We start from the raw sequence: 20,237 nt of genomic DNA on the forward strand, positions 1-20,237 counted from the left end.
GAATTCAATGACCAAGAGGTATGACAATGAGTGAAAAGCGGCAGCCTTTGGGAATAACCGATGTCGTCCTGCGCGATGCTTCCCAGTCGTTGCTCGCCACCCGGGTGAGGCTCGACGACATGTTGCCGATCGCCGCCAAACTCGACGAGATCGGCTTCTGGTCGCTGGAGTCCTGGGGCGGCGCCACCTTCGACGCCTGTATCCGCTACCTCGGCGAAGACCCCTGGGAGCGCATTCGCGAACTGAAAAAGGCGATGCCGAAAACCCCGCAGCAGATGCTGTTCCGTGGCCAGAATATCCTCGGTTACCGCCATTACGCGGACGACGTCGTGGCGAAATTCGTCGAGCGCGCCGCCGTCAACGGCGTGGATGTATTCCGGGTATTCGATGCCATGAACGACATGCGCAATATCGAGGTGGCGCTGAAAGCGGTGAAAGACGTCGGCAAGCATGCCCAGGGCACGATCTCCTACACCCTGAGTCCGGTGCATACGATTGATACCTGGGTGGAACAGGGCAAGCGCATCGAGGACATGGGCGCGGACTCCATTGCGATCAAGGATATGGCCGGCCTGCTGCACCCCTATGATGGATACGAACTGGTCACCCGCCTGAAGGCGGCCTGCGCTATCCCGATTCACATGCAGTGCCACGCGACGACTGGCCTGTCCACCGCGACCATCCTGAAATGTGTCGAAGCGGGCATCGACAACGTCGACACCTCCATTTCCTCGATGTCGATGACCTACGGCCATTCACCCACCGAGTCCGTGGTGGCCATCCTCCAGGGCACCGGACGGGACACCGGGCTGGATATCCATGCGCTGGAAGAGGTTGCCGCCTATTTTCGCGAGGTGCGCAAGAAATACGCCAGATTCGAGGGCTCACTGCGCGGGGTGGATTCCCGCATTCTGGTTGCCCAGGTTCCCGGCGGCATGCTGACCAACATGGAAAACCAGTTGAAGGAGCAGGGTGCGGCGGACAAGCTCGACCAGGTGCTGGAGGAGATCCCCCGGGTACGCGAAGACCTCGGCTTTATTCCCCTGGTGACGCCGACTTCGCAGATTGTCGGCACCCAGGCGGTGATCAACGTATTGACCGGTGAGCGTTACAAATCCATTTCCAGGGAGACCGCCGGGGTCCTGAAAGGCGAATACGGCGCTACCCCGGCGCCGGTGAATGCGCAGTTGCAGGCACGGGTACTGGAGGGAGCCGAACCCATCACCTGTCGTCCCGCGGACCTGATCGAGCCGGAGCTCGATTCCCTGGTAGCCGAACTGCGCAGTCTCGCCGGGGAAAAAAATATCCGCCTCAGCGCCGGGGAGGGTGAGATCGACGATGTCCTCACCTACGCGCTGTTTCCCCAGGTCGGCCTCAAGTTCCTCGAGAACCGCGGCAATCCCGCCGCCTTCGAACCCGCTCCGGGCAGTGAAGCCGCCGCCGCGCCGAAGGCAGAGCCCGCGGCAGCGCCGGCACCGGTCAGCGCTGCGGTAGCGGGCAGCGACGTCTACACGGTAACGGTCAACGGCAAGCGCTATGTGGTCGAGGTGGCCGAGGGCGGTGAGCTTGCCGCCGTCGCTGCGGCCGCTGCACCGGCCGCGCCTGCCGCCGCGGCCCTCCCGGCCAGTGAAGAGGGCGAGATACTGGCGGCGCCCCTGGCCGGCAACATATTCAAGGTCAATGTCGCCGTAGGCGATGTGGTCAGTGCCGGCGATGTGGTGATCATGCTCGAAGCGATGAAAATGGAGACCGAGGTGCGTGCCGCGCAGAGCGGCAAGGTCACCGCCGTCAAGGTCAAGGCCGGAGACGCGGTGGCGGTGGGTGATCCACTGATCGTGATCGCCTGATATGGACGAGCTGTTGCGCCTGTGGGCCTCCTCTGGCCTTGCCCAGTTCAGCTTCGGCCAGGGTTTCATGATCCTGGTGGGCTTGCTGCTGCTGTACCTGGCCATCGAACGCAAATTCGAGCCGCTGCTGCTGGTGCCGATCGGCTTCGGCGGTATTCTCGCGAACATTCCGGGGGCCGGGATGGCCTATTCAGCGGTGGAAAACGCGATCCTGGCCGGGGACCCCGCCATTCAGCAGTCACTGGCTGCACTGTTCCAGGTACCCGCGGATACCGCGGCCAAGACGCTGTTGGCAGCCTATGACGGCGACCTCGCCGCCACCCGCAGTGCGGCTACCCAACTCGCCCTGGATGCCGGCTACAGCAACGGCATGCTCTACAACTTCTATTCCGTGGCGATTGCCAGCGGCGTCGCCCCGCTGGTGATTTTCATGGGCGTGGGAGCGATGACGGATTTCGGTCCCCTGCTGGCCAACCCGAAAACCCTGTACCTGGGGGCTGCTGCGCAGTTCGGGATTTTTGCCACCGTGCTCGGAGCGGTGGGGCTCACCCACTTCGGTATCATGGATTTTTCCCTTGCCGATGCCGCTGCGATCGGCATTATCGGCGGCGCCGACGGCCCCACGGCAATCTACGTTTCCAGCCTGCTGGCGCCGGACCTGCTCGGCGCCATTGCGGTAGCCGCTTATTCCTATATGGCCCTGGTGCCGATGATCCAGCCACCGATCATGCGCGCGCTGACCACGGAAGAGGAGCGGCGGATAGAAATGAAGCAACTGCGCCACGTGTCGCGCCTGGAAAAGATCGTTTTCCCGCTGATCCTGCTGATCCTGGTGGCGTTGCTGCTGCCGGCAGCCGCGCCGCTGCTGGGAATGTTCTGCTTCGGCAACCTGATGAAGGAATGCGGGGTAGTCGACCGCCTCTCGGATACCGCGCAGAATGCCCTGATCAACATCACCACCATATTCCTCGGCCTCTCGGTTGGCTCCAAGCTGGTCGCCGACAAGTTTCTCGATATCAACACCCTCGGCATTCTTGGCCTGGGTATCATCGCCTTCGCCATCGGCACCGCCAGTGGCGTGCTGATTGCCCGCCTGATGAACCGCTACGGCAGTACGCCGGTCAATCCCCTGATCGGTTCCGCCGGGGTCTCCGCTGTGCCAATGGCAGCCCGGGTCAGCAACAAGCTCGGCCTTGAAGCTAACCCGCACAACTTCCTGTTGATGCATGCCATGGGGCCCAATGTCGCCGGGGTGATCGGTTCCGCCGTCGCCGCCGGGGTGATGATCAGCCTCGTCGGCGGTTGAACCGCCATCCAGTTCCTACCTTGGAGTCAATTGCTTGAACCTGTTTGAAACCACGATAAAACCGCGCTTCTACGAGACCGACGGTCTTGGCCATATCAGTAATACGGTGATTCCCGCCTGGTTCGAGATCGGTCGCACGGAATTTCTCAGCAGCCTGGCCGGTGAAAAACGCACCTGGCTGACCGCCTCCGTACAGATCGATTATGTCGCCGAGACCTTTTACGGCACCGACGTGACAGTGCGCATCACCGGCGCCAAACCCGGCAACAGCTCGCTGACGCTGTACTGCGAGATACTGCAGGAGGGCAGGGTGACCGTGAGGGGAAGTTCAGTTCTGGTGCACATGAGTGATGATCGCAGCGGTTCCGCGCGGATTCCCGACGCAGTTCGCGAGGCGCTGGCCAGCGCGGGTAACAGTACCTGATGACGCAGGCCGGGGTGCAGCCTGCAATTCCGGACGCTATTTCCCCAGCGCCTGCTGGTAGGCGGCGATGGTAGCCGCGAGCCCCATACGCAGCGCATCCACGGTCAGGGCGTGGCCGATCGAGACTTCCAGCAGGCCCGGAACCTCGGCGGCGAAACGCGGCAGGTTGTGCAGGTCGAGGTCGTGGCCGGCGTTGATGCCGAGGCCGGCCTCGCCGGCGGCCTCTGCCGCACGCACAAACTCCGCCAGCACGGCATCTGCTGCAGCGCCGGATTTACAGGCCGCGGCATAGGTTTCCGTATAGAGTTCGATCCGGTCTGCGCCGACCTGGGCGGCGAGACGAATCTGCTCGGGTACCGGGTCCATGAACAGGCTGGTGCGAATACCCAGTGATTTCAGCTCTTCCACCAGCGGGGCCACGCGGTCGCCGTCTTTTTTCAGGTCGAAGCCGTGGTCCGATGTGAGTTGGCCGTCGCCATCGGGGACCAGGGTGCACTGGGCCGGCCTGATCGCCTTGACCAGTTCCATGAACCCGGGGTAATCGGACACTCCGGCACGCTCGCTGCGGCGCGGGCCGGTCATCGGGTTGCCCTCGATATTGAACTCGACGCTGAGCATCGCGGCGAGGTCAAAGCAGTCCTGAACGCGTATGTGGCGCTGGTCCGGCCGCGGGTGCACGGTGATACCGTCGGCGCCGGCGTCGATGCACATCTGCGCATGCAGGGGTATATCCGGGTTGGTGGTGTCCCGGGAGTTGCGGATCAGGGCGATTTTGTTGAGGTTGACAGAGAGGGCGATCATCGGGTTATTGCCGCACCACATCGAGAATCTCGATAGGCTCCACGGGAACGTCCTGCTGGCCGTTCATCGCCTGGGTCGGCGCGGTGACGATGTAGTCGACGACGCTCATGCCATTGATCACCTCGCCGAACACGGCGTATCCGTCGCGCCCCGGCATCCAGTCCAGGCGCATATTGTTGCGGACGTTGATGAAAAACTGGGCGGTGGCGGAATCCGGGTCATCGGTGCGCGCCATGGCAATGGTGCCGCGGGTATTGTGCAGGCGGTTGCGCGATTCGTTGACGATGGCATCCCCGGTCTCCTTTTCGCTCATGTCCGGCAGGAAACCGCCGCCCTGGATCATGAAGTCGGGGATGACGCGGTGGAAAATCGTGCCCTTGTAGAAACCCTCGTCCACGTAGCGAAGGAAGTTTTCCACGGTCACCGGGGATTTATCCGCATACAGGCGCAGGGTGATGTCGCCTTCACTGGTCTTGATCAGGACGACCGGGTCCCCGGGAGACGCCTGTGCCAGGGCGGCCACGGGGGCCAGGAGGAGTGTGAGACTCAGTATCAGCTTGCGCAGCATGGTGACTCCTGTGAGTAATCGCGGCCGGGAACCAGTCCCTCAGCCCCATTCGGACATGCGCCGGCGCCGGGGCCACAACCGCGGGACGACCAGCGTGATAACCACCCCGAGCAGAACTGCCAGGGCACCATTGATAAAATCGCCGCTTTGCAGCTTGTCGGTGAGGCGCTGATTTTCTGCCTTCAGCATTTCGGTCTCGGAGCGCAGGTTCTCGGCCTCCTCGACCAGGCGGCGGTTGTCCGCATCCAGTTGCACCGCATTGCCGGATATCTGCTGTAGTCGCGCCAGTTCCGACTCTACCTCGTCGAGTTCGCCCCCGGTATCGCCCAATTGCTCGGAGAGATTGGTTTTCTCCGAACGCAGGGTTTCGAGCTGCGCCGTCAGTTCCTGGTTCTTGGCGGCCAGTTGCTCGGCGCGGGCCTCGGCCGCGGGCAGGCGCACCTGGGCGGGCGCCTGCTGGGTGAGGAATTCGGTGCGGACCCAGCCGTCGATGCCGCTGTCGGTAGTGACTTCGACCCATTCGCCGTCCTCTGCCGTCGATTTCAGGCTCATCTTTGCTCCCGGGGTGAGTTTGCCCAGCCAGCGGTACTCGTTGCCGGGTCCCGAGTGCAGGACGATGAACACCTCGTCGCTGACATAACGGGTGCCCTGGGCGAAGGCGGGCAGGGAAGCGGAAAGGATGGCAAGGATGAACAGCAGGTGTCGCAAAAGTGGTTCCTCGGCGGTGGTGGTCGATCGGGTTTCAAAAGCGGCGCTAGTTTACCCCCGATGGGCGGTGATTTGAATTGTGCCGTCATTTGCACCAAATGGTCATTGCTGGCATTGGGCACCGGGGCTAGCCTTACTGCGCCTGGGAGCTATCTGCCGACCCGGAGCCAGTACGCATGACAAGGGGAGACGCATGGCTGCACTGCTCAATGAGCGCGATATCGCATTCCAGCTCTACGAGGTATTGAACACCGCGGCACTGCTGGACCGCGAGCGCTACAGTGACCAGACCCGCGAGGATTTCGACGCGGTACTGGCGACCGCGCAGGCCATCGCCACGGAGAAATTTGCCGACCACAATGCCCGCGGCGACGCCAACGAGCCACAATTCGACGGCCGGCAGGTCAGGTTGATTCCCGAGGTCAAGGCGGCCTGGGACGCCTTTGCCGAAGCGGGGTTCCTGGCCGCGGCACCGGATGTGGAGGAGGGCGGGCTGCAGTTGCCGGAGATCGTGTTGCGCGCCGCAATGGCCTGGTTCAGTGCCGCCAATATCAGCTCTGCAGGCTATCCCTTCCTCACGATTGGCGCCGCCAACCTGCTGCGTACCTTTGGCGACGAGGCGCTGAAACAGCGCTTCCTGGCGCCGATGATGGCTGGGCGGTTTTCCGGCACCATGGCGCTGACCGAACCCGGTCAGGGTTCCGCGCTGGCGGACATTCGCACCCGCGCCGTGCCTGCCGAGGACGGCAGCTTCCGGATTTTCGGCAACAAGATGTTTATCTCCGCTGGCGACCATGAACTGACCGAGAATATCGTGCACATGGTACTGGCGCGCATCGAGGGTGCGCCTCCCGGCGTCAAGGGCATTTCGCTATTCCTGGTGCCCAAGTTCCTGGTCGACGAGCTGGGCCAGTGCTGCGCGCGCAATGATGTCGTCCTGGGCGGCTTGCTGCACAAGATGGGCTATCGGGGCACGACCTCGACAGTGCTCAATTTCGGCGAGCAGGGCGGCGCCACCGGCTATCTGCTGGGGAAGCCCCATCACGGAATGCAGCACATGTTCCAGATGATGAACGAAGCGCGTATCGGTGTTGGCCTGGGCGCAGCCTGCATCGCCTATCGGGGCTACCTGGCCGCACTGGAGTATGCCCGTGAACGCCCCCAGGGCAGATTGCCGGGCAACCGCGATCCGCTGTCACCCCAGGTCAGGATTATCGAACACGCCGATGTCCGGCGCATGCTGCTGGCGCAAAAATGCTATGCCGAGGGCGCGCTGTGCCTCTGCCTTTTTGGCAGTGCCCTGTTTGAAGACAGCCGCACCGCCGCCACCGGGACATCGCGTGCGCGGGCCCATGCACTGCTGGAACTGCTCACCCCGGTGATCAAGTCCTGGCCGTCCAGGTACGGTTGCGCAGCCAATGAACTGGCGATCCAGGTTCACGGCGGAGCGGGTTATACCCGGGAGTACCTGGTGGAACAATTGTATCGCGACCAGCGGCTCAACCCGATCCACGAGGGTACCGAAGCCATTCACGGGATCGACCTGCTGGGCCGCAAAACAGGACAGCCGGGTTATTCCCTGCTGTTCGACTTTGCTGGCGTGGACATCGAGCGAGCCAGCGGCCTGCTGGAGTGCAGGGCCTTTGCTGAGCCCCTGCGGCGGGCGCTCGACCTGCTCGACGCGGTCACCGGCAGCTTGCGTGACCAGATCGCGGCGGATCCGGATCGGGGCCTGGCCAACGCCACCGTCTATCTGGACCTGTTCGGGCGCGTGGTGATGGCCTGGATCTGGCTGAAACAGGCAATCAGTGCGGAAGAGGGCCTGGGCCGTTCGGTAACGGCTGGCGAGCAGGCTTTCTATCGCGGCAAACTGCAGGCGGCCCGCTATTTCTGCGAGTGGGAATTACCGCAGATGGACGCGCAGGCGCACTTGCTGGGTGGCGCCAATCCCGTGCCCTTCGCTATGCAGGACGACTGGTTCTGACTGTGCCCGCCGCTCAGCTCTCCTCTTCCTTGAGGTGGGGGCTGATCAGCACGGCGGTAAGAATGGTGACCACCAGGGTGAACCCTATCGACGAATACAGCTTGTAACTCACCCAGGTAGCCTCGGAGAAACTGTAGGCCACCACCAGGTTCAGGGCGCCGACGATGACGAAATTAGCCACCCAGAGCAGGTTGAGCCGGGTCCAGACGAATTTCGGCAGGCGTACCTGGCTGCCGAGCGTCCGTTCCATCAGGTTCTTGCTGCCGATAAACTGCGAGGCGCCGAAGGCGATGGCGAGCGCCCAGTTGAAGATCGTCGGTTTCCACTGGATGAAGAGTTCATTGCGCAGCGCCAGGGTGGCGCCGCCAAACACCAGTACCGCGGCCAGCGTCCACAGAGCGCGTTTCTCCACCTCCCGGGTGAACAGGTAAACCAGGCCGACCTGCAGCACAGTGGCGACCATCAGGACCGCGGTCGCGCTGAATATACCATCGAAGGTGTAACTGAACCCGCCCAGCGAAAGGGTGTGTTCATCGAGCTGGTAGACGATAAAAAACAGCGCGAGTGGAACGAATTCTGCCAATTGCTTCATAGTGTAGGACTGGTCCGGACTGTTAACATGGGGCGTAACTGAGACAATTACCTGAAATCGGCGCCCTGGCGGCGTGTCTTCCTGACTGAATGACGCTGGCTTCGAACCGATTGGAAGCTGCGCCCCGGGAGTTCCGCACCGCGTTGCAGTGAACTGGCCGCCCGCCGAAGAGTGCCAAGTGTAAAGACTGTGTTGATCGACTTCCATACCCATTCCACCGCTTCCGATGGCGCGCTCACACCCGGTGAATTGCTCGCGCGGGCGCGCAGCCAGGGTGTCAGGCAGTTCGCCATCACCGATCACGACACTGTCGAGGGATACCGCGAGGCGGTAGGCCTGCTCGCTGGCAGCGATTTGCAACTGGTACCCGGGGTGGAGCTGTCCTGCCAGTGGTCCGGCGCCAATATCCACGTGGTCGGGCTGGGCATGGACTGCGACCATCCGGCCATGCGTGAGGGACTGTCGATACTCGATGCCGCACGCCTGCAACGCGCCCGGCGCATCGCTGAAGTGCTCGAGAAACGCGGGTTTCCCGGGGCGCTCGAGGGCGCGATGGTCGAGGCCGGCGGCAGCCAGCTGGGGCGGCCGCATTTTGCCCGCTGGATGGTGGCACAGGGATACGTCAGCGAATTTCCCGCGGCCTTCGACAAATATCTCGGTCGCGGCAAGGCCGGCGACGTCAAGGCGTTCTGGCCGGAACTCAAGGAGGTGGTCGACTGGATCGTGGCCGCCGGCGGCGTCGCCGTGGTGGCACACCCGCTGCATTACGAATTTACCCGCAGTAAACTCCGCCGCCTGCTCGCGGATTTCCAGGCCGCCGGAGGCACCGCCATGGAAATACTGAGTGGCCGGCAGGCCAGCGACCAGACCCGGCACCTGTGCCGGCTGGCGGCAGAATTCGGCCTCGAGGTGTCTGCCGGCAGCGACTTTCACCGCGACGCGCCGTACAACGCGCCGATCGGGGTGACCCTGCGCGACAGCGACGACCTGCCCGCCGTGTGGCGGCGCTGGCAACCAGAACAGGAAACAGCATGAGCCAGTTTTTCCAGATACACCCGGATAATCCCCAGGCGCGCCTGGTCCGTCAGGCGGTAGAAATCGTCCAGGGGGGCGGGGTGATCGTCTATCCGACAGATTCGGCCTACGCCCTGGGCTGCCACCTCGGTGACCGCGCCGCACTGGACCGTATCCGTCGCATCCGCAAGCTCGACGATGGCCACAATTTCACCCTGGTGTGCCGGGACCTCTCTGAAATCGCCACCTATGCGCGAGTCGACAACGGCGTCTACCGGCTGCTCAAGCACGTGACGCCGGGACCCTATACCTTCATCCTGCCGGCCACCTCCGAGGTGCCGCGCCGGCTGAAACACCCGAAGCGCAAGACCGTCGGCCTGCGGGTACCGGAGAACAATATCGCCCAGGCGTTGCTGGCGGACCTCGGCGAACCGATGATGAGCGTCACGCTGATCATGCCCGGTGATGAATTCCCCCTGATCGACCCCTACGATATCCGCGAAACCCTGCAGCACGAAGTGGACCTGGTGATCGACGGCGGGTTCTGCGGCATGGAACCCACCACCGTGGTCGACCTGGTCGACGAGAGTCCGGTGATTATCCGGGTCGGCAAAGGTGATCCAGCGCCGTTTGCAGACTGATTGCGCCCCGCCGGCAGGCGGTCGCCGATTGGCCGATCGCCCTTGCCTCAGGAGGGCCGCAATCAGGTATACTGGCGCGATACCCAGGCAGGTGAGCATGTGAAAGAGTCCAACCCCCAGCCAGACCCCGCCGGGGAGGCGCAAGCACAGCCCCCGGAGGCAGCCACACCCGCTGCCGGAGCGCGCCCGCAACAGGCCGAGATGCCCTTCGCCGTGGTGATGGGCAAGGCCATGACCGAACTGCCCAGGGACCTGTACATCCCGCCGCAGGCGCTGGAAGTGTTCCTCGAGGCCTTCGAGGGTCCGCTCGACCTGCTGCTCTACCTGATCAAGCGCCAGAACCTCGACATCCTCGAGATCGATGTCTCCGAGATCACTGAACAGTACATGCACTACGTCGATCTCATGGACGCGATGCAGTTCGAACTCGCGGCGGAATACCTGTTGATGGCGGCCATGCTGGCCGAGATCAAGTCGCGCATGCTGCTGCCGCGCTCCACCGACGTCGAGGAAGACGAGGAGGACCCGCGCGCCAAGCTGATCCGCCGCTTGCAGGAATACGAACGCTTCAAGAAAGCGGCGGAAGACATCGAGGAACTGCCCCGGGTCGAGCGCGACACCTGGATTGGCAGCGCCCAGCCGCCGGATATCCAGCGCGCCCGGGCGGAACCGGATGTCGACATGCGGGAACTGCTGGTGGCGCTGTCCGAAGTGCTGCGCCGGGCCGACATGTTCGAGAGCCACCATGTCCAACGGGAGGCCCTGTCCACCCGCGAGCGCATGTCCGAGGTGCTGGAAAAGCTTTCCGGGCGCCAGTTCGTGCCTTTCGTGTCGCTGTTCAATGCCAAAGAGGGTCGCCTCGGGGTGGTTGTCACCTTCCTCGCGGTGATGGAACTGATCAAGGAGTCGCTGGTGGAGATCGTGCAAACCGAGGCGTTTGGTCCGATTCACGTGAAGGCGCGAGGGGAATAGAGCGGAACAGGATGTCGGATACCAGTCTGCCCAATATTATCGAAGGCGCCCTGCTGGCAGCGGGGAAGCCGATGACCGTCGCCCAGATCTGCGAGCTCTTCGAGGAACACGAAAAGCCGGATACAAAAGAGGTGCGCGAAGCTTTGCAAGAAGTTGCAAGCCGTTGCGAGGGGCGCGGGTTCGAGCTCGCCGAGGTCGCCAGCGGCTTTCGCTTCCAGGTGCGCCAGTCACTCAGCCCCTGGGTTGGCCGGCTGTGGCAGGAACGCCCAGCCAAGTATTCCCGGGCCCTGTTGGAAACCCTCGCCCTGGTGGCCTATCGCCAGCCGATTACCCGCGGCGAGATCGAGGAGATCCGCGGCGTGGCGGTCAGCTCCAATATCATCAAGACCCTGCATGAGCGGGAGTGGATCCGGGTTGTGGGGCACCGCGATGTGCCCGGCCGCCCGGCCATGTATGCCACTACCCGCCAGTTCCTCGACTACTTCAACCTGAAGAGCCTGGACCAGTTGCCGGCCCTGGCGGAGATTCGCGACCTGGAAACGCTAAACGCCGAACTGGGCTTCAGCGATCCGCTGCCGGAATCCGCAGGCGATGCCGCGAAAGTCGCGCCTGGACTGACCGTAGTCGGCGGCACTGAACACCGGCCGGCCGCAGGTCCGGAGGCGGCAGGGGGCGATGCAGCGCAGGCCGATGAGCCCGATCCCGCAATGGACCCGGCACAAAACCTGTTTGACGGCGAAGGCGAGGGCGCCGTACCGGCGCAATCCACCCTCGGTGCGAACCCGGAGGATATCCGGGACGAATCCCCGCAACCGGACGACGTGGCCGGAGATCCCGCCACGACAGAAGACGCGAGCATGGCAGACAGCGCGGCAGAGGCGCAAATCGAGCCAGAAAACGCTGACGATCTCGCCTCGGCCATGGCCGGCATGCACGGGGAACCTGCGCCAGACGAGGATGCCGACGAGGCATCGATGACCGACCCTACCCGCCCGGAAAGCCAGGGCTGACCTGAAATTATGGTATCTGATACTACCGCCGGTGCCGACGACGGCGTACCGGCAGAAGCACTCCCCGGCGAAAAGCTGCAGAAAGTACTGGCGCGCACCGGCCTCGGTTCACGGCGAGAAATGGAGCGCTGGATCGAGGAGGGGCGGGTGGCCGTCAACGGCCGCACCGCGGCACTCGGTGACCGGGTCGAGGCCGAAGACCGCATCGCCGTCGACGGCAAGCCGCTGTCCGCTGCGCCCGCCGAAGAAGTGCGCTGCATCCTCTACCACAAGCCCACCGGTGAAGTCTGTTCGCGCAAGGATCCGCAGGGTCGTCGCACGGTATTCGAGCGCCTTCCGCGCCTCAGCAGTGGTCGCTGGATTTCCATCGGTCGCCTCGATTTCAACACTTCGGGGCTGCTGCTGTTCACCACCGATGGCGAACTGGCCAACAAGCTCATGCACCCCTCGTCCAATATCGAGCGCGAGTACCTCGTGCGCGTCATGGGCGAGTGGAGCGAACAGACGCTGCAGAACCTGCTGGAAGGGGTGATGCTGGAAGACGGCGTCGCCCGTTTTACCGATATTCAGGACGGCGGTGGCGACGGCATCAATCACTGGTTCTACGTGGTACTGATGGAGGGCCGCAACCGTGAGGTTCGGCGCCTGTGGGAATCCCAGGGCCTGACCGTGTCGAGGCTGAAACGGGTTCGCTATGGCGAAGTGTTCATTCCCTCCCGGGTCAAGCAGGGCCAGTGGGTGGAACTGGATCCGAAGGAGGTCCAGTCCCTGTATCGCATGGCTGATCTCCCGACCAAGAAATTGCGCCGGCCGGCAGGCAAGGAGCGGGAAAAGATGGAGCGCCAGTTCAACAAGCGCGACGGCAGCCCGCGCAAGGCGAAATCCACCAACCGGCCTGCGAGCAAATCCGGGCGCGGCAAGCGGGAGCGCTGACCAGCGCTTCCCGGCGATTCCGGTCCAGCCCGCCAGGGCTTACTGCGCGTTGAAGGAAACACCGGTTACCCCGGCACTGTCATCGCTCATCAGGTACAGGTAGACCGGCATGATGTCCGCGGGGAAGGGGTTGTCTGTCGGGGTCTCCGCGGGATAGGCGGCGCGGCGCATGGCCGTATTGGTCGCCCCGGGATTGATGCAGTTCACCCGTATTTTCGATGTATTTTCGAGTTCCGCCGCCAGCACCTCCATCATGCCTTCGGTCGCGAACTTGGAGACGGCGTAGGCGCCCCAGAAGGCTTTGCCGACCCGGCCCACGCCGGAAGAGGTGAAGATCACCGAGGCGGAGGGCGCCGCCTGCAACAGGGGCAGTAGTTCCCGGGTGAGCAGGAAGGCGGCGTTGACGTTGACCTGCATGACTTCCTGCCATCCCTGCCAACTGGAACTGGCCATCGAGCGCCGTTCGCCGAGCAGGCTGGCGTTGTGCAGCAGGCCGTCCAGGCGGCCGAATTCCGCCTGCAGTTCCGCGGCCAGGTCCGCCGCCTGCTGTTCACTGATACTGCCCAGGTCGACAGGCACCAGCGCAGGCACCGGGCCTCCGGCCTGTTCGATCGCGTCGTAGACCGCTTCCAGTTTTGCCTCGGTGCGGCCGAGCAGGATGACCGTGGCCCCGTGGGCCGCGTACGCCAGGGCCGCGGCGCGGCCGATGCCGTCACCCGCGCCGGTTACCATGATGACCTTCCCCAGCAGGGCCTGTGCTGCGGGCTGGTAGTGTTCAGGGGCCTGTCGAATCAGCATGCGCTGCCTATCCTGTTGTGGTTGCCGGGGCGAGGATGACCGCGGCGAGATCGGCGCTGTGGCTGACCAGCGCGTCGGCGCCCCAGGCGCCGGGTTCATCGCCCGGTTCGATATAGCCGTAAGCGGCCGCAACGGTAAACATGCCGGCCCGGCGCCCCGCCTCGATATCGCGCCGGTGGTCGCCCACATAGATCGCCTCATGGGGACTGCAACCCAGCTCGCGGCAATTGAGGTAGAGCGATTCCGGGTGTGGCTTGCGGTCGCGAACGTCGTCCGGACACACCAGGCTGGGGCAGGGCGGCAGGGCGATGCGCTGCAGCAGGGGCTCGGCGTAGGCGCGCGGCTTGTTGGTGGCGACCCCCCACTGAATCCCCCGGCTCTCGAGCGTTTCCAGTAGAACCGCGATGCCCGGATAGGGTTGCGCGGAACTGCCCAGTACCTGCCCGTAGATCTCCAGCAGCCGCAGCCGTTTTTCCTCGAATTCCGGCGCTGACTCGTCGATTTCCAGCCCCAGTGCAACCAGCGCGCGGGCGCCGTTGGACACCGAGGCGCGGATGCGCTCGGCGGACATCTCGGGCATGCCGTGTTCCGCACGCAAGGTTTGCACCACCACCACGAATTCGTCCGCCGTATCCACCAGCGTGCCGTCGAGATCGAAGAGGACGGCCTTGAGGTTTTTTGGTTTCATGCGGGTTTCACCGCGTGCAGCATGTAATTCACGCTGACGTCCTTCGGGTTGAGGCGGTAGTGGCGGGTCAGCGGGTTGTAGGTCAGTCCGGTCATGTCCTGCAGTTGCAGTCCGGCGTCGCGCAGCCAGCCGGCCAGCTCCGAGGGGCGGATGAACTTGTCGTATTCATGGGTGCCCGCGGGCAGCATGCGCAGGATGTGCTCAGCCCCGACGATGGCGAACAGGAATGCCTTCGGGTTGCGGTTGATGGTGGAGAAGTACAGCGCGCCGCCGGGCTTCGCCAACCGGGCGCAGGCGGCGATGACCGAGCCGGGGTCCGGCACGTGCTCCAGCATCTCCATGCAGCAGACGATGTCGAAGGCGCCGGGGCGCTCGTCCGCCAATGCTTCGGCAGTGGATTGCAGGTATTCCGCCTCGACACCGGATTCCAGCTGGTGCAGCCTGGCCACGGAAAGCGGCGCTTCGCCCATGTCGATGCCGGTCACCTCGGCACCGCGCTGGGCCATGGACTCACTGAGGATGCCGCCACCGCAGCCGATGTCCACCAACTTCCTGCCCGCGACCGGGGAGTGGCCGTCGATGTAGTTGGCACGCAGTGGATTGATGTCGTGCAGGGGCTTGAACTCGCTGCCGGGGTCCCACCAGCGGGAGGCCAGTGCCTCGAACTTGGCGATTTCCGAAGGGTCGACGTTACTGCTGGAATTCATGGGAAATTACTCTTCGCGGGCGATACGGGCCTGCCAGTTCGCGCTGCTGCGCAGCACCTCGGCAAGGTCCAGGGTAACAAGTTCGCGCTGTACCATCAGCGGATTGCCGGCCACCCAGCTGTGGGTGACCTGGCTGCCGTTGCAGGCGTAGACCAGTTGGGACAGGGGGTTATAGAGCGGCTGGCATTCCGGGCCGGACAGGTCCACGGCGATCATATCCGCCAGTTTGCCGACCTCGAGGCTGCCGATGCGATCCTCCTGGCCCAGTGCGCGGGCGCCGCCCATGGTGGCCATATAGAGGATATCGCTGGCGGGCAAGGCCGCGGCATCCCCGGCCTGCAGCTTGCCGAGCAGGGCGGCGGCCTGCATCTCGCCGAACAGGTTGAGGTCGTTGTTGCTGGCGGCGCCGTCGGTGCCGAGGGACACGTTGACACCGCGCGCAAGCAGCTTGCCGGTCGGGCAGGCGCCGGAGGCCAGTTTCATGTTGGATTGCGGGCAGTGGATGACATGGGCGCCGGTCGCCGCCAGCAGGGCCATGTCCTGGTCGCCGAGGTCGGTCATGTGTACACACTGGGTGCGCGGGCCGATCAGGCCAATGGCGTTGAGACTGTCGAGCGGTCGCTCGCCGTGCTGTTCCACCGCCGCCAGCACCTCACCGCGGGTCTCGTGCAGGTGAATCTGGATCGCCACGTCGAGTTCCGCCGCGAGGGTGGCTACCTTCTCCAGTGCGGGGCGGGAGACGGTATAGGGCGCGTGCGGGCCGAAGGCAATGCTGACCAGCTCGCGGTGCTTGAGGTCGTCGCGCAGCCGCAGGCCCTTGCTGATGTAGTCGTCAGGGCCAGAGCCCCAGGCCGTGGGAAAGTCGAAAATCGGGAACGCGAGCTGGCAGCGCATCCCCGCTTCCAGGGCGGCCCGGGCGGCGGCCTCCGGGAAAAAATACATGTCGCTGAAGGTTGTGGTACCGGCGCGGATCATCTCCGCGCAGGCGAGCAGAGTGCCGTCATGGACGAACTCGCTGCTGACATGCCGGCCCTCGGCGGGCCAGATGTGCTTTTCCAGCCAGGGCATCAGCGGCAGGTCGTCGGCGTAACCGCGCAGCAGCGACATCGCCGCATGGCCGTGGAGATTGACCAGGCCCGGCATCAGCGCGTGGCCGGGCAGCTCTATCTCCTGCGCGGCGGATACTGCTCTGGCCTCTGCCCGAGGCAGGATCGCCTGGATGCGCCCCCCGCTAACCAGCAGGCTGTGGCCGGCCAGGACTACTCCCCTGGGGATGACCGGCACAACCCAGTCGGCGTGGATAACAATGTCTGCCGCGAGCGTCATGACGATGGCTCATTCTCCGGTCGGGTAAATGCTGTTTCCGGGTGCGGGAATGCACCGGGAGCCGCAGTATAACCGTAAAACATGGCGGCGGGCAGGACAGTTCCGGTATAATGCGCCGTTTGGGCCGGGCCGGCTTTCTCGCCTACAGGGGTGGCGTAGGGCCCGGTAAAACGCGCTACAGCGGGTAGTTCAGGAACAGCAATAAATGGGTGATCTAGCCAGAGAAATTCTTCCGGTCAACATCGAAGACGAGATGCGCCAGTCCTACCTCGATTACGCCATGAGCGTGATCGTGGGCCGGGCCCTGCCGGATGTGCGCGACGGGCTCAAGCCCGTGCACCGCCGGGTGCTGTTCGCCATGAACGAGCTCAACAACGACTGGAACAAGGCCTACAAGAAGTCCGCCCGCGTGGTCGGTGACGTCATCGGTAAGTACCATCCCCATGGCGACTCCGCGGTCTACGACACCATCGTGCGGATGGCCCAGCCCTTCTCGCTGCGCTACATGCTGGTGGACGGGCAGGGCAACTTCGGTTCCATCGACGGCGACAACGCCGCTGCGATGCGCTACACCGAAATCCGCATGCAGAAAATTTCCCACCAGATGCTCGCCGATCTGGACAAGGAAACCGTGGATTTCGTCGACAACTACGACGGCACCGAACGCATCCCCGAAGTCCTGCCGACGCGGGTGCCGAACCTGCTGGTCAACGGTTCCTCCGGCATCGCGGTGGGTATGGCCACCAACATCCCGCCGCACAACCTGCGCGAGGTGGTCAACGGCTGCCTGGCCTTGCTGGCGGAGCCCGCACTGGACGTCGACCAGCTGATGGAATACATCCCCGGCCCGGATTTCCCCACCGGGGCGATCATCAACGGCCGCGCCGGGATCATCCAGGCCTATCGCACCGGCCGCGGTCGCATCTACGTGCGCGCCCGCGCGGAGGTCATAACCGACGAGAAAAAAGGCCGCGATGTCATCATCGTCCATGAAATCCCCTACCAGCTGAACAAGGCGCGCCTGATCGAGCGGATCGCCGAACTGGTCAAGGAAAAGAAAATCGAAGGCATCTCCGAGCTGCGCGACGAGTCCGACAAGGACGGCCTGCGGGTGGTCATCGAGCTGCGCAAGGGCGAGGTGGGCGACGTGGTCCTCAACAACCTCTATGCCCAGACCCAGCTGCAGTCGGTCTTCGGCATCAACATGGTGGCGCTGGTCGACGGCCAGCCGAAGGTGCTCAACCTCAAGGAAATCCTCGAGTGCTTCATCCGCCACCGCCGCGAGGTGGTCACCCGGCGCTCGGTTTACCTGCTGCGCAAGGCGCGCGAGCGCGGGCATATCCTCGAAGGCCTGGCCATCGCACTGTCCAACATCGACCCGATCATCGAGCTGATCAAGGCCTCGCCGAGCCCGGCGGAAGCCCGCGAGCAGCTGATCGCCCGCGCCTGGACCCCCGGCGACGTCATCGGCATGCTGGAACGGGCCGGCGAGAACGCCTGCCGCCCGGACGACCTCGAGCCCCAGTTCGGCCTGCGCGACGGCCAGTACCACCTGTCGCCGGCCCAGGCACAGGCCATCCTGGAACTGCGCCTGCACCGCCTGACCGGCCTCGAGCACGAAAAGCTGCTCAACGAGTACGAGGAAAAACTGCGCGAGATCGCCGATTACCTCGAAATCCTCTCCGATCCGGAGCGCCTGAAGGCGGTCATCCGCGAGGAACTGGAGGAGATCGCCACCGAGTACGGCGACGAGCGCCGCACCGAGATCAACGCCTCGCAGCTGGACCTGACCGTGGAAGACCTGATCACCGAGGAAGATCGCGTGGTCACCATCTCCCACGGCGGCTACGCCAAGACCCAGCCGCTGTCTGACTACCAGGCGCAAAAGCGCGGCGGCATGGGCAAGTCGGCCACCGCGGTGAAAGACGAGGATTTCGTCGAGCACCTGCTGATCGCCAGCACCCACGCCACCATCCTGTGCTTCTCCAACCTCGGCAAGGTCTACTGGCTGAAGGTTTACCAGATACCCCTGGCCGGGCGTGGTTCCCGCGGGCGCCCCATGGTCAACCTGCTACCCCTGGAAGAGGGCGAGCGGGTGACCTCCATCCTGCCGGTGGAGGAATACACCGAGGGCTACTACATCTTTATGGCCACCGCCGGCGGCACGGTGAAGAAAACCGCGTTGACCGACTTTTCCCGCCAGCGCAGCGTGGGCCTGCGCGCCCTGGAGCTGGACGAGGGCGACGTACTGGTGGGCACCGCCATCACCAAGGGCAGCGACGATGTCATGCTGTTCTCCAGCGAGGGCAAGGCGGTGCGTTTCGGTGAGGGCGAGGTCCGCGCCATGGGCCGCACCGCCCGCGGCGTGCGCGGCATCCGCCTCAGTGAAGGCCACCAGATGATCTCCCTGATCGTGCCCCGCGAGGGCGGGCGCATTCTCACCGTGTCCGAGAACGGCTACGGCAAGCGCACCGAGGTCAGCGATTTCCCCACCAAGGGTCGCGGCATCATGGGCGTGATCGCCATGCAGACCTCCGAGCGCAACGGCCAGCTGGTCGGCGCCGTGCAGGTCTTCGACGGCGACGAGCTGATGCTGATCTCCAACCAGGGCACCCTGGTGCGCACCCGCTCCGACGAGGTGTCGGTGCTCAGCCGCAACACCCAGGGTGTACGGGTCATCCGCACCCGAGAGGGCGAACGCCTGGTGAGCGTCGAGCGCATCGACGAGCCCGAGGACGACAACCTGCCGGAGGCGCTCGCGCCCGAGGAAACAACCGCAAGCGACGACAACAATACCGGCGTGCAGGACGCCGCCGGCGAAACCGAGGATTCAGCAGAATGACCCGTTGTTATAACTTCTGTGCCGGACCGGCTGCCCTGCCGGAGTCTGTACTGGAACAGGCGCGCGACGAGATGATCGACTGGCACGGCAAGGGCCTGTCGGTCATGGAAATGAGCCATCGCAGCCCCGAAGTGGTCGGTATTTTTGAGACCGCAGAGGCCACGCTGCGCGAGTTGCTCGGGATCAGCGATGACTACGCGGTGCTCTTCCTGCAGGGCGGCGCCAGCACCCAGTTTTCCGCCGTGCCGCTGAACCTGCTGGGCGAGGGCGGCAGTGCCGATTACGTGAACACAGGGCAGTGGTCGAAAAAAGCCATCGCCGAAGGCAAGCGCTTCGGCAAGGTAAACGTTGCCGCCAGCTCCGAGGACACCAACTTTTCCACCATTCCGCCGCAGGACACCTGGCAGCTGGGCAGCGATGCGGCCTATCTTCACTACACGCCCAACGAGACTATCGGCGGCGTCGAGTACTTCTGGACGCCGGAGGTAAGCGCACCGCTGGTGGCGGACATGTCGTCGACCATCCTCTCGCGCCCCCTGGACGTGTCGAAATTCGGCGTGATTTACGCCGGCGCGCAGAAAAATATCGGACCCGCCGGCCTGACCCTGGTCATCGTGCGCCGCGACCTGCTCGGTCGCACCAGCGGGTCCTGTCCCGCGATGCTGGACTGGAAGATCGCCGCCGACAACGAATCCATGTACAACACCCCGCCGACCTACGCAGTGTACCTGGCAGGCCTGGTATTCGAGTGGCTGAAGGCCCGCGGTGGCCTCGCCGCCATGGAAACCGTCAACCGGCGCAAGGCGGAGAAACTCTACGGCTATATCGACGCCTCCGGGTTTTACGCGAACCCCGTGGAAGTGCCCAGCCGTTCCCTGATGAACGTGCCGTTCACCCTGGCCGACGAAGCCCTGGACAAGGCCTTCCTCGCCGGCGCCGACGAGGCCGGACTGCTCAACCTGAAGGGCCACCGCTCGGTGGGCGGCATGCGTGCCAGCCTCTACAACGCGGTCCCCGAGGCCGCCGTCGACGCGCTGATCGACTATATGCGCGACTTCGAGGCGCGCAACGGGTAA

19 protein-coding genes are annotated in these 20,237 nt (G+C 64.2%); 11 read left to right on the forward strand and 8 right to left on the reverse strand.

The genetic code is table 11. From position 1 onward, the window contains the following. Positions 1 to 26 precede the first annotated feature (26 nt). The 3 genes from oadA to ACNKU3_RS05015 are packed head-to-tail and all read left to right on the forward strand — an operon-like array spanning position 27 to position 3,577. Entirely contained in the window at positions 27 to 1,847 is a 1,821-nt protein-coding gene (oadA, locus tag ACNKU3_RS05005; RefSeq protein WP_418258318.1) for a sodium-extruding oxaloacetate decarboxylase subunit alpha, read from the forward strand. 1 nt (position 1,848) lies between these two features. Next, positions 1,849 to 3,153, forward strand: coding sequence for a sodium ion-translocating decarboxylase subunit beta (locus tag ACNKU3_RS05010; protein ID WP_418258319.1), 1,305 nt, complete (start codon positions 1,849 to 1,851; stop codon positions 3,151 to 3,153). Between the two features lie 34 nt (positions 3,154 to 3,187). Continuing rightward, positions 3,188 to 3,577, forward strand: coding sequence for an acyl-CoA thioesterase (locus ACNKU3_RS05015; RefSeq protein ID WP_418258320.1), 390 nt, complete (start codon positions 3,188 to 3,190; stop codon positions 3,575 to 3,577). A gap of 36 nt (positions 3,578 to 3,613) precedes the next feature. Here the strand turns inward: ACNKU3_RS05015 and ACNKU3_RS05020 are convergent, their stop codons facing one another. Genes ACNKU3_RS05020 through ACNKU3_RS05030 form a run of 3 tightly spaced genes read right to left on the reverse strand, consistent with a single transcriptional unit; the run spans position 3,614 to position 5,654 of the window. Beyond that, positions 3,614 to 4,378, reverse strand: coding sequence for a pyridoxine 5'-phosphate synthase (locus ACNKU3_RS05020; protein ID WP_418258321.1), 765 nt, complete (start codon positions 4,376 to 4,378; stop codon positions 3,614 to 3,616). 4 nt (positions 4,379 to 4,382) lie between these two features. Next, positions 4,383 to 4,946, reverse strand: a complete 564-nt coding sequence (locus ACNKU3_RS05025; RefSeq protein WP_418258322.1) for a peptidylprolyl isomerase — start codon at positions 4,944 to 4,946, stop codon at positions 4,383 to 4,385. Positions 4,947 to 4,985: 39 nt separating this feature from the next. Further along, positions 4,986 to 5,654 carry a TIGR04211 family SH3 domain-containing protein gene (locus ACNKU3_RS05030; RefSeq protein WP_418258323.1) on the reverse strand — a complete coding sequence of 223 codons (669 nt, stop codon included), beginning with the start codon at positions 5,652 to 5,654 and terminating at the stop codon, positions 4,986 to 4,988. Positions 5,655 to 5,847: 193 nt separating this feature from the next. Between ACNKU3_RS05030 and ACNKU3_RS05035 the strand changes: the two genes are divergently transcribed. Continuing rightward, entirely contained in the window at positions 5,848 to 7,638 is a 1,791-nt protein-coding gene (locus ACNKU3_RS05035; RefSeq protein ID WP_418258324.1) for an acyl-CoA dehydrogenase, read from the forward strand. 13 nt (positions 7,639 to 7,651) lie between these two features. On the opposite strand, the gene ACNKU3_RS05040 is transcribed toward ACNKU3_RS05035, so the two are convergent. Continuing rightward, positions 7,652 to 8,230 carry a septation protein A gene (locus ACNKU3_RS05040; RefSeq protein ID WP_418258325.1) on the reverse strand — a complete coding sequence of 193 codons (579 nt, stop codon included), beginning with the start codon at positions 8,228 to 8,230 and terminating at the stop codon, positions 7,652 to 7,654. A gap of 189 nt (positions 8,231 to 8,419) precedes the next feature. Here ACNKU3_RS05040 and ACNKU3_RS05045 point away from each other — a divergent pair, with 189 nt between their 5' ends. The 5 genes from ACNKU3_RS05045 to rluB all read left to right on the forward strand — a co-directional run bounded on the left by ACNKU3_RS05045 (position 8,420) and on the right by rluB (position 12,800). Continuing rightward, complete coding sequence (locus ACNKU3_RS05045; RefSeq protein WP_418258326.1) at positions 8,420 to 9,265, forward strand: PHP domain-containing protein; 846 nt, start codon at positions 8,420 to 8,422, stop codon at positions 9,263 to 9,265. Beyond that, positions 9,262 to 9,885 (forward strand): L-threonylcarbamoyladenylate synthase, encoded by a 624-nt coding sequence (locus ACNKU3_RS05050; RefSeq protein WP_418258327.1) that lies wholly within the window; start codon positions 9,262 to 9,264, stop codon positions 9,883 to 9,885. Before ACNKU3_RS05045 ends, ACNKU3_RS05050 begins: the two co-directional genes overlap by 4 nt. Before the next feature lie 99 nt (positions 9,886 to 9,984). Continuing rightward, positions 9,985 to 10,857 (forward strand): segregation and condensation protein A, encoded by an 873-nt coding sequence (locus tag ACNKU3_RS05055; protein WP_418258328.1) that lies wholly within the window; start codon positions 9,985 to 9,987, stop codon positions 10,855 to 10,857. An 11-nt stretch (positions 10,858 to 10,868) separates the two neighbouring features. Beyond that, positions 10,869 to 11,867 (forward strand): SMC-Scp complex subunit ScpB, encoded by a 999-nt coding sequence (scpB, locus tag ACNKU3_RS05060; protein WP_418258329.1) that lies wholly within the window; start codon positions 10,869 to 10,871, stop codon positions 11,865 to 11,867. 9 nt (positions 11,868 to 11,876) lie between these two features. Continuing rightward, positions 11,877 to 12,800: a 23S rRNA pseudouridine(2605) synthase RluB gene (rluB, locus tag ACNKU3_RS05065; RefSeq protein WP_418258330.1), complete on the forward strand. Its 924-nt coding sequence runs from the start codon at positions 11,877 to 11,879 to the stop codon at positions 12,798 to 12,800. Positions 12,801 to 12,839: 39 nt separating this feature from the next. Here rluB and ACNKU3_RS05070 read toward each other — a convergent pair whose 3' ends face one another. The 4 genes from ACNKU3_RS05070 to ACNKU3_RS05085 are packed head-to-tail and all read right to left on the reverse strand — an operon-like array spanning position 12,840 to position 16,319. Further along, the gene (locus ACNKU3_RS05070) at positions 12,840 to 13,598 is read right to left on the reverse strand and encodes a YciK family oxidoreductase (protein ID WP_418258331.1); all 759 of its coding nucleotides are present in this window, start codon (positions 13,596 to 13,598) and stop codon (positions 12,840 to 12,842) included. A 7-nt stretch (positions 13,599 to 13,605) separates the two neighbouring features. Further along, entirely contained in the window at positions 13,606 to 14,286 is a 681-nt protein-coding gene (locus tag ACNKU3_RS05075) for an HAD family hydrolase (protein ID WP_418258332.1), read from the reverse strand. Further along, positions 14,283 to 14,993, reverse strand: a complete 711-nt coding sequence (gene ubiG / locus ACNKU3_RS05080; RefSeq protein ID WP_418258333.1) for a bifunctional 2-polyprenyl-6-hydroxyphenol methylase/3-demethylubiquinol 3-O-methyltransferase UbiG — start codon at positions 14,991 to 14,993, stop codon at positions 14,283 to 14,285. The genes ACNKU3_RS05075 and ubiG overlap by 4 nt, the downstream gene beginning before the upstream one ends. A gap of 6 nt (positions 14,994 to 14,999) precedes the next feature. Continuing rightward, positions 15,000 to 16,319 carry a TRZ/ATZ family hydrolase gene (locus ACNKU3_RS05085; protein WP_418258334.1) on the reverse strand — a complete coding sequence of 440 codons (1,320 nt, stop codon included), beginning with the start codon at positions 16,317 to 16,319 and terminating at the stop codon, positions 15,000 to 15,002. Between the two features lie 205 nt (positions 16,320 to 16,524). On the opposite strand from ACNKU3_RS05085, the gene gyrA reads away from it, so the two are divergent. Together gyrA and serC are read left to right on the forward strand one after the other, a co-directional pair. Then, positions 16,525 to 19,161, forward strand: coding sequence for a DNA gyrase subunit A (gene gyrA, locus ACNKU3_RS05090; RefSeq protein WP_418258335.1), 2,637 nt, complete (start codon positions 16,525 to 16,527; stop codon positions 19,159 to 19,161). Next, complete coding sequence (gene serC / locus ACNKU3_RS05095) at positions 19,158 to 20,237, forward strand: 3-phosphoserine/phosphohydroxythreonine transaminase (RefSeq protein WP_418258336.1); 1,080 nt, start codon at positions 19,158 to 19,160, stop codon at positions 20,235 to 20,237. The genes gyrA and serC overlap by 4 nt, the downstream gene beginning before the upstream one ends.

Source organism: Haliea sp. E17 (assembly GCF_048323675.1).
GTDB lineage: Bacteria > Pseudomonadota > Gammaproteobacteria > Pseudomonadales > Halieaceae > Mangrovimicrobium.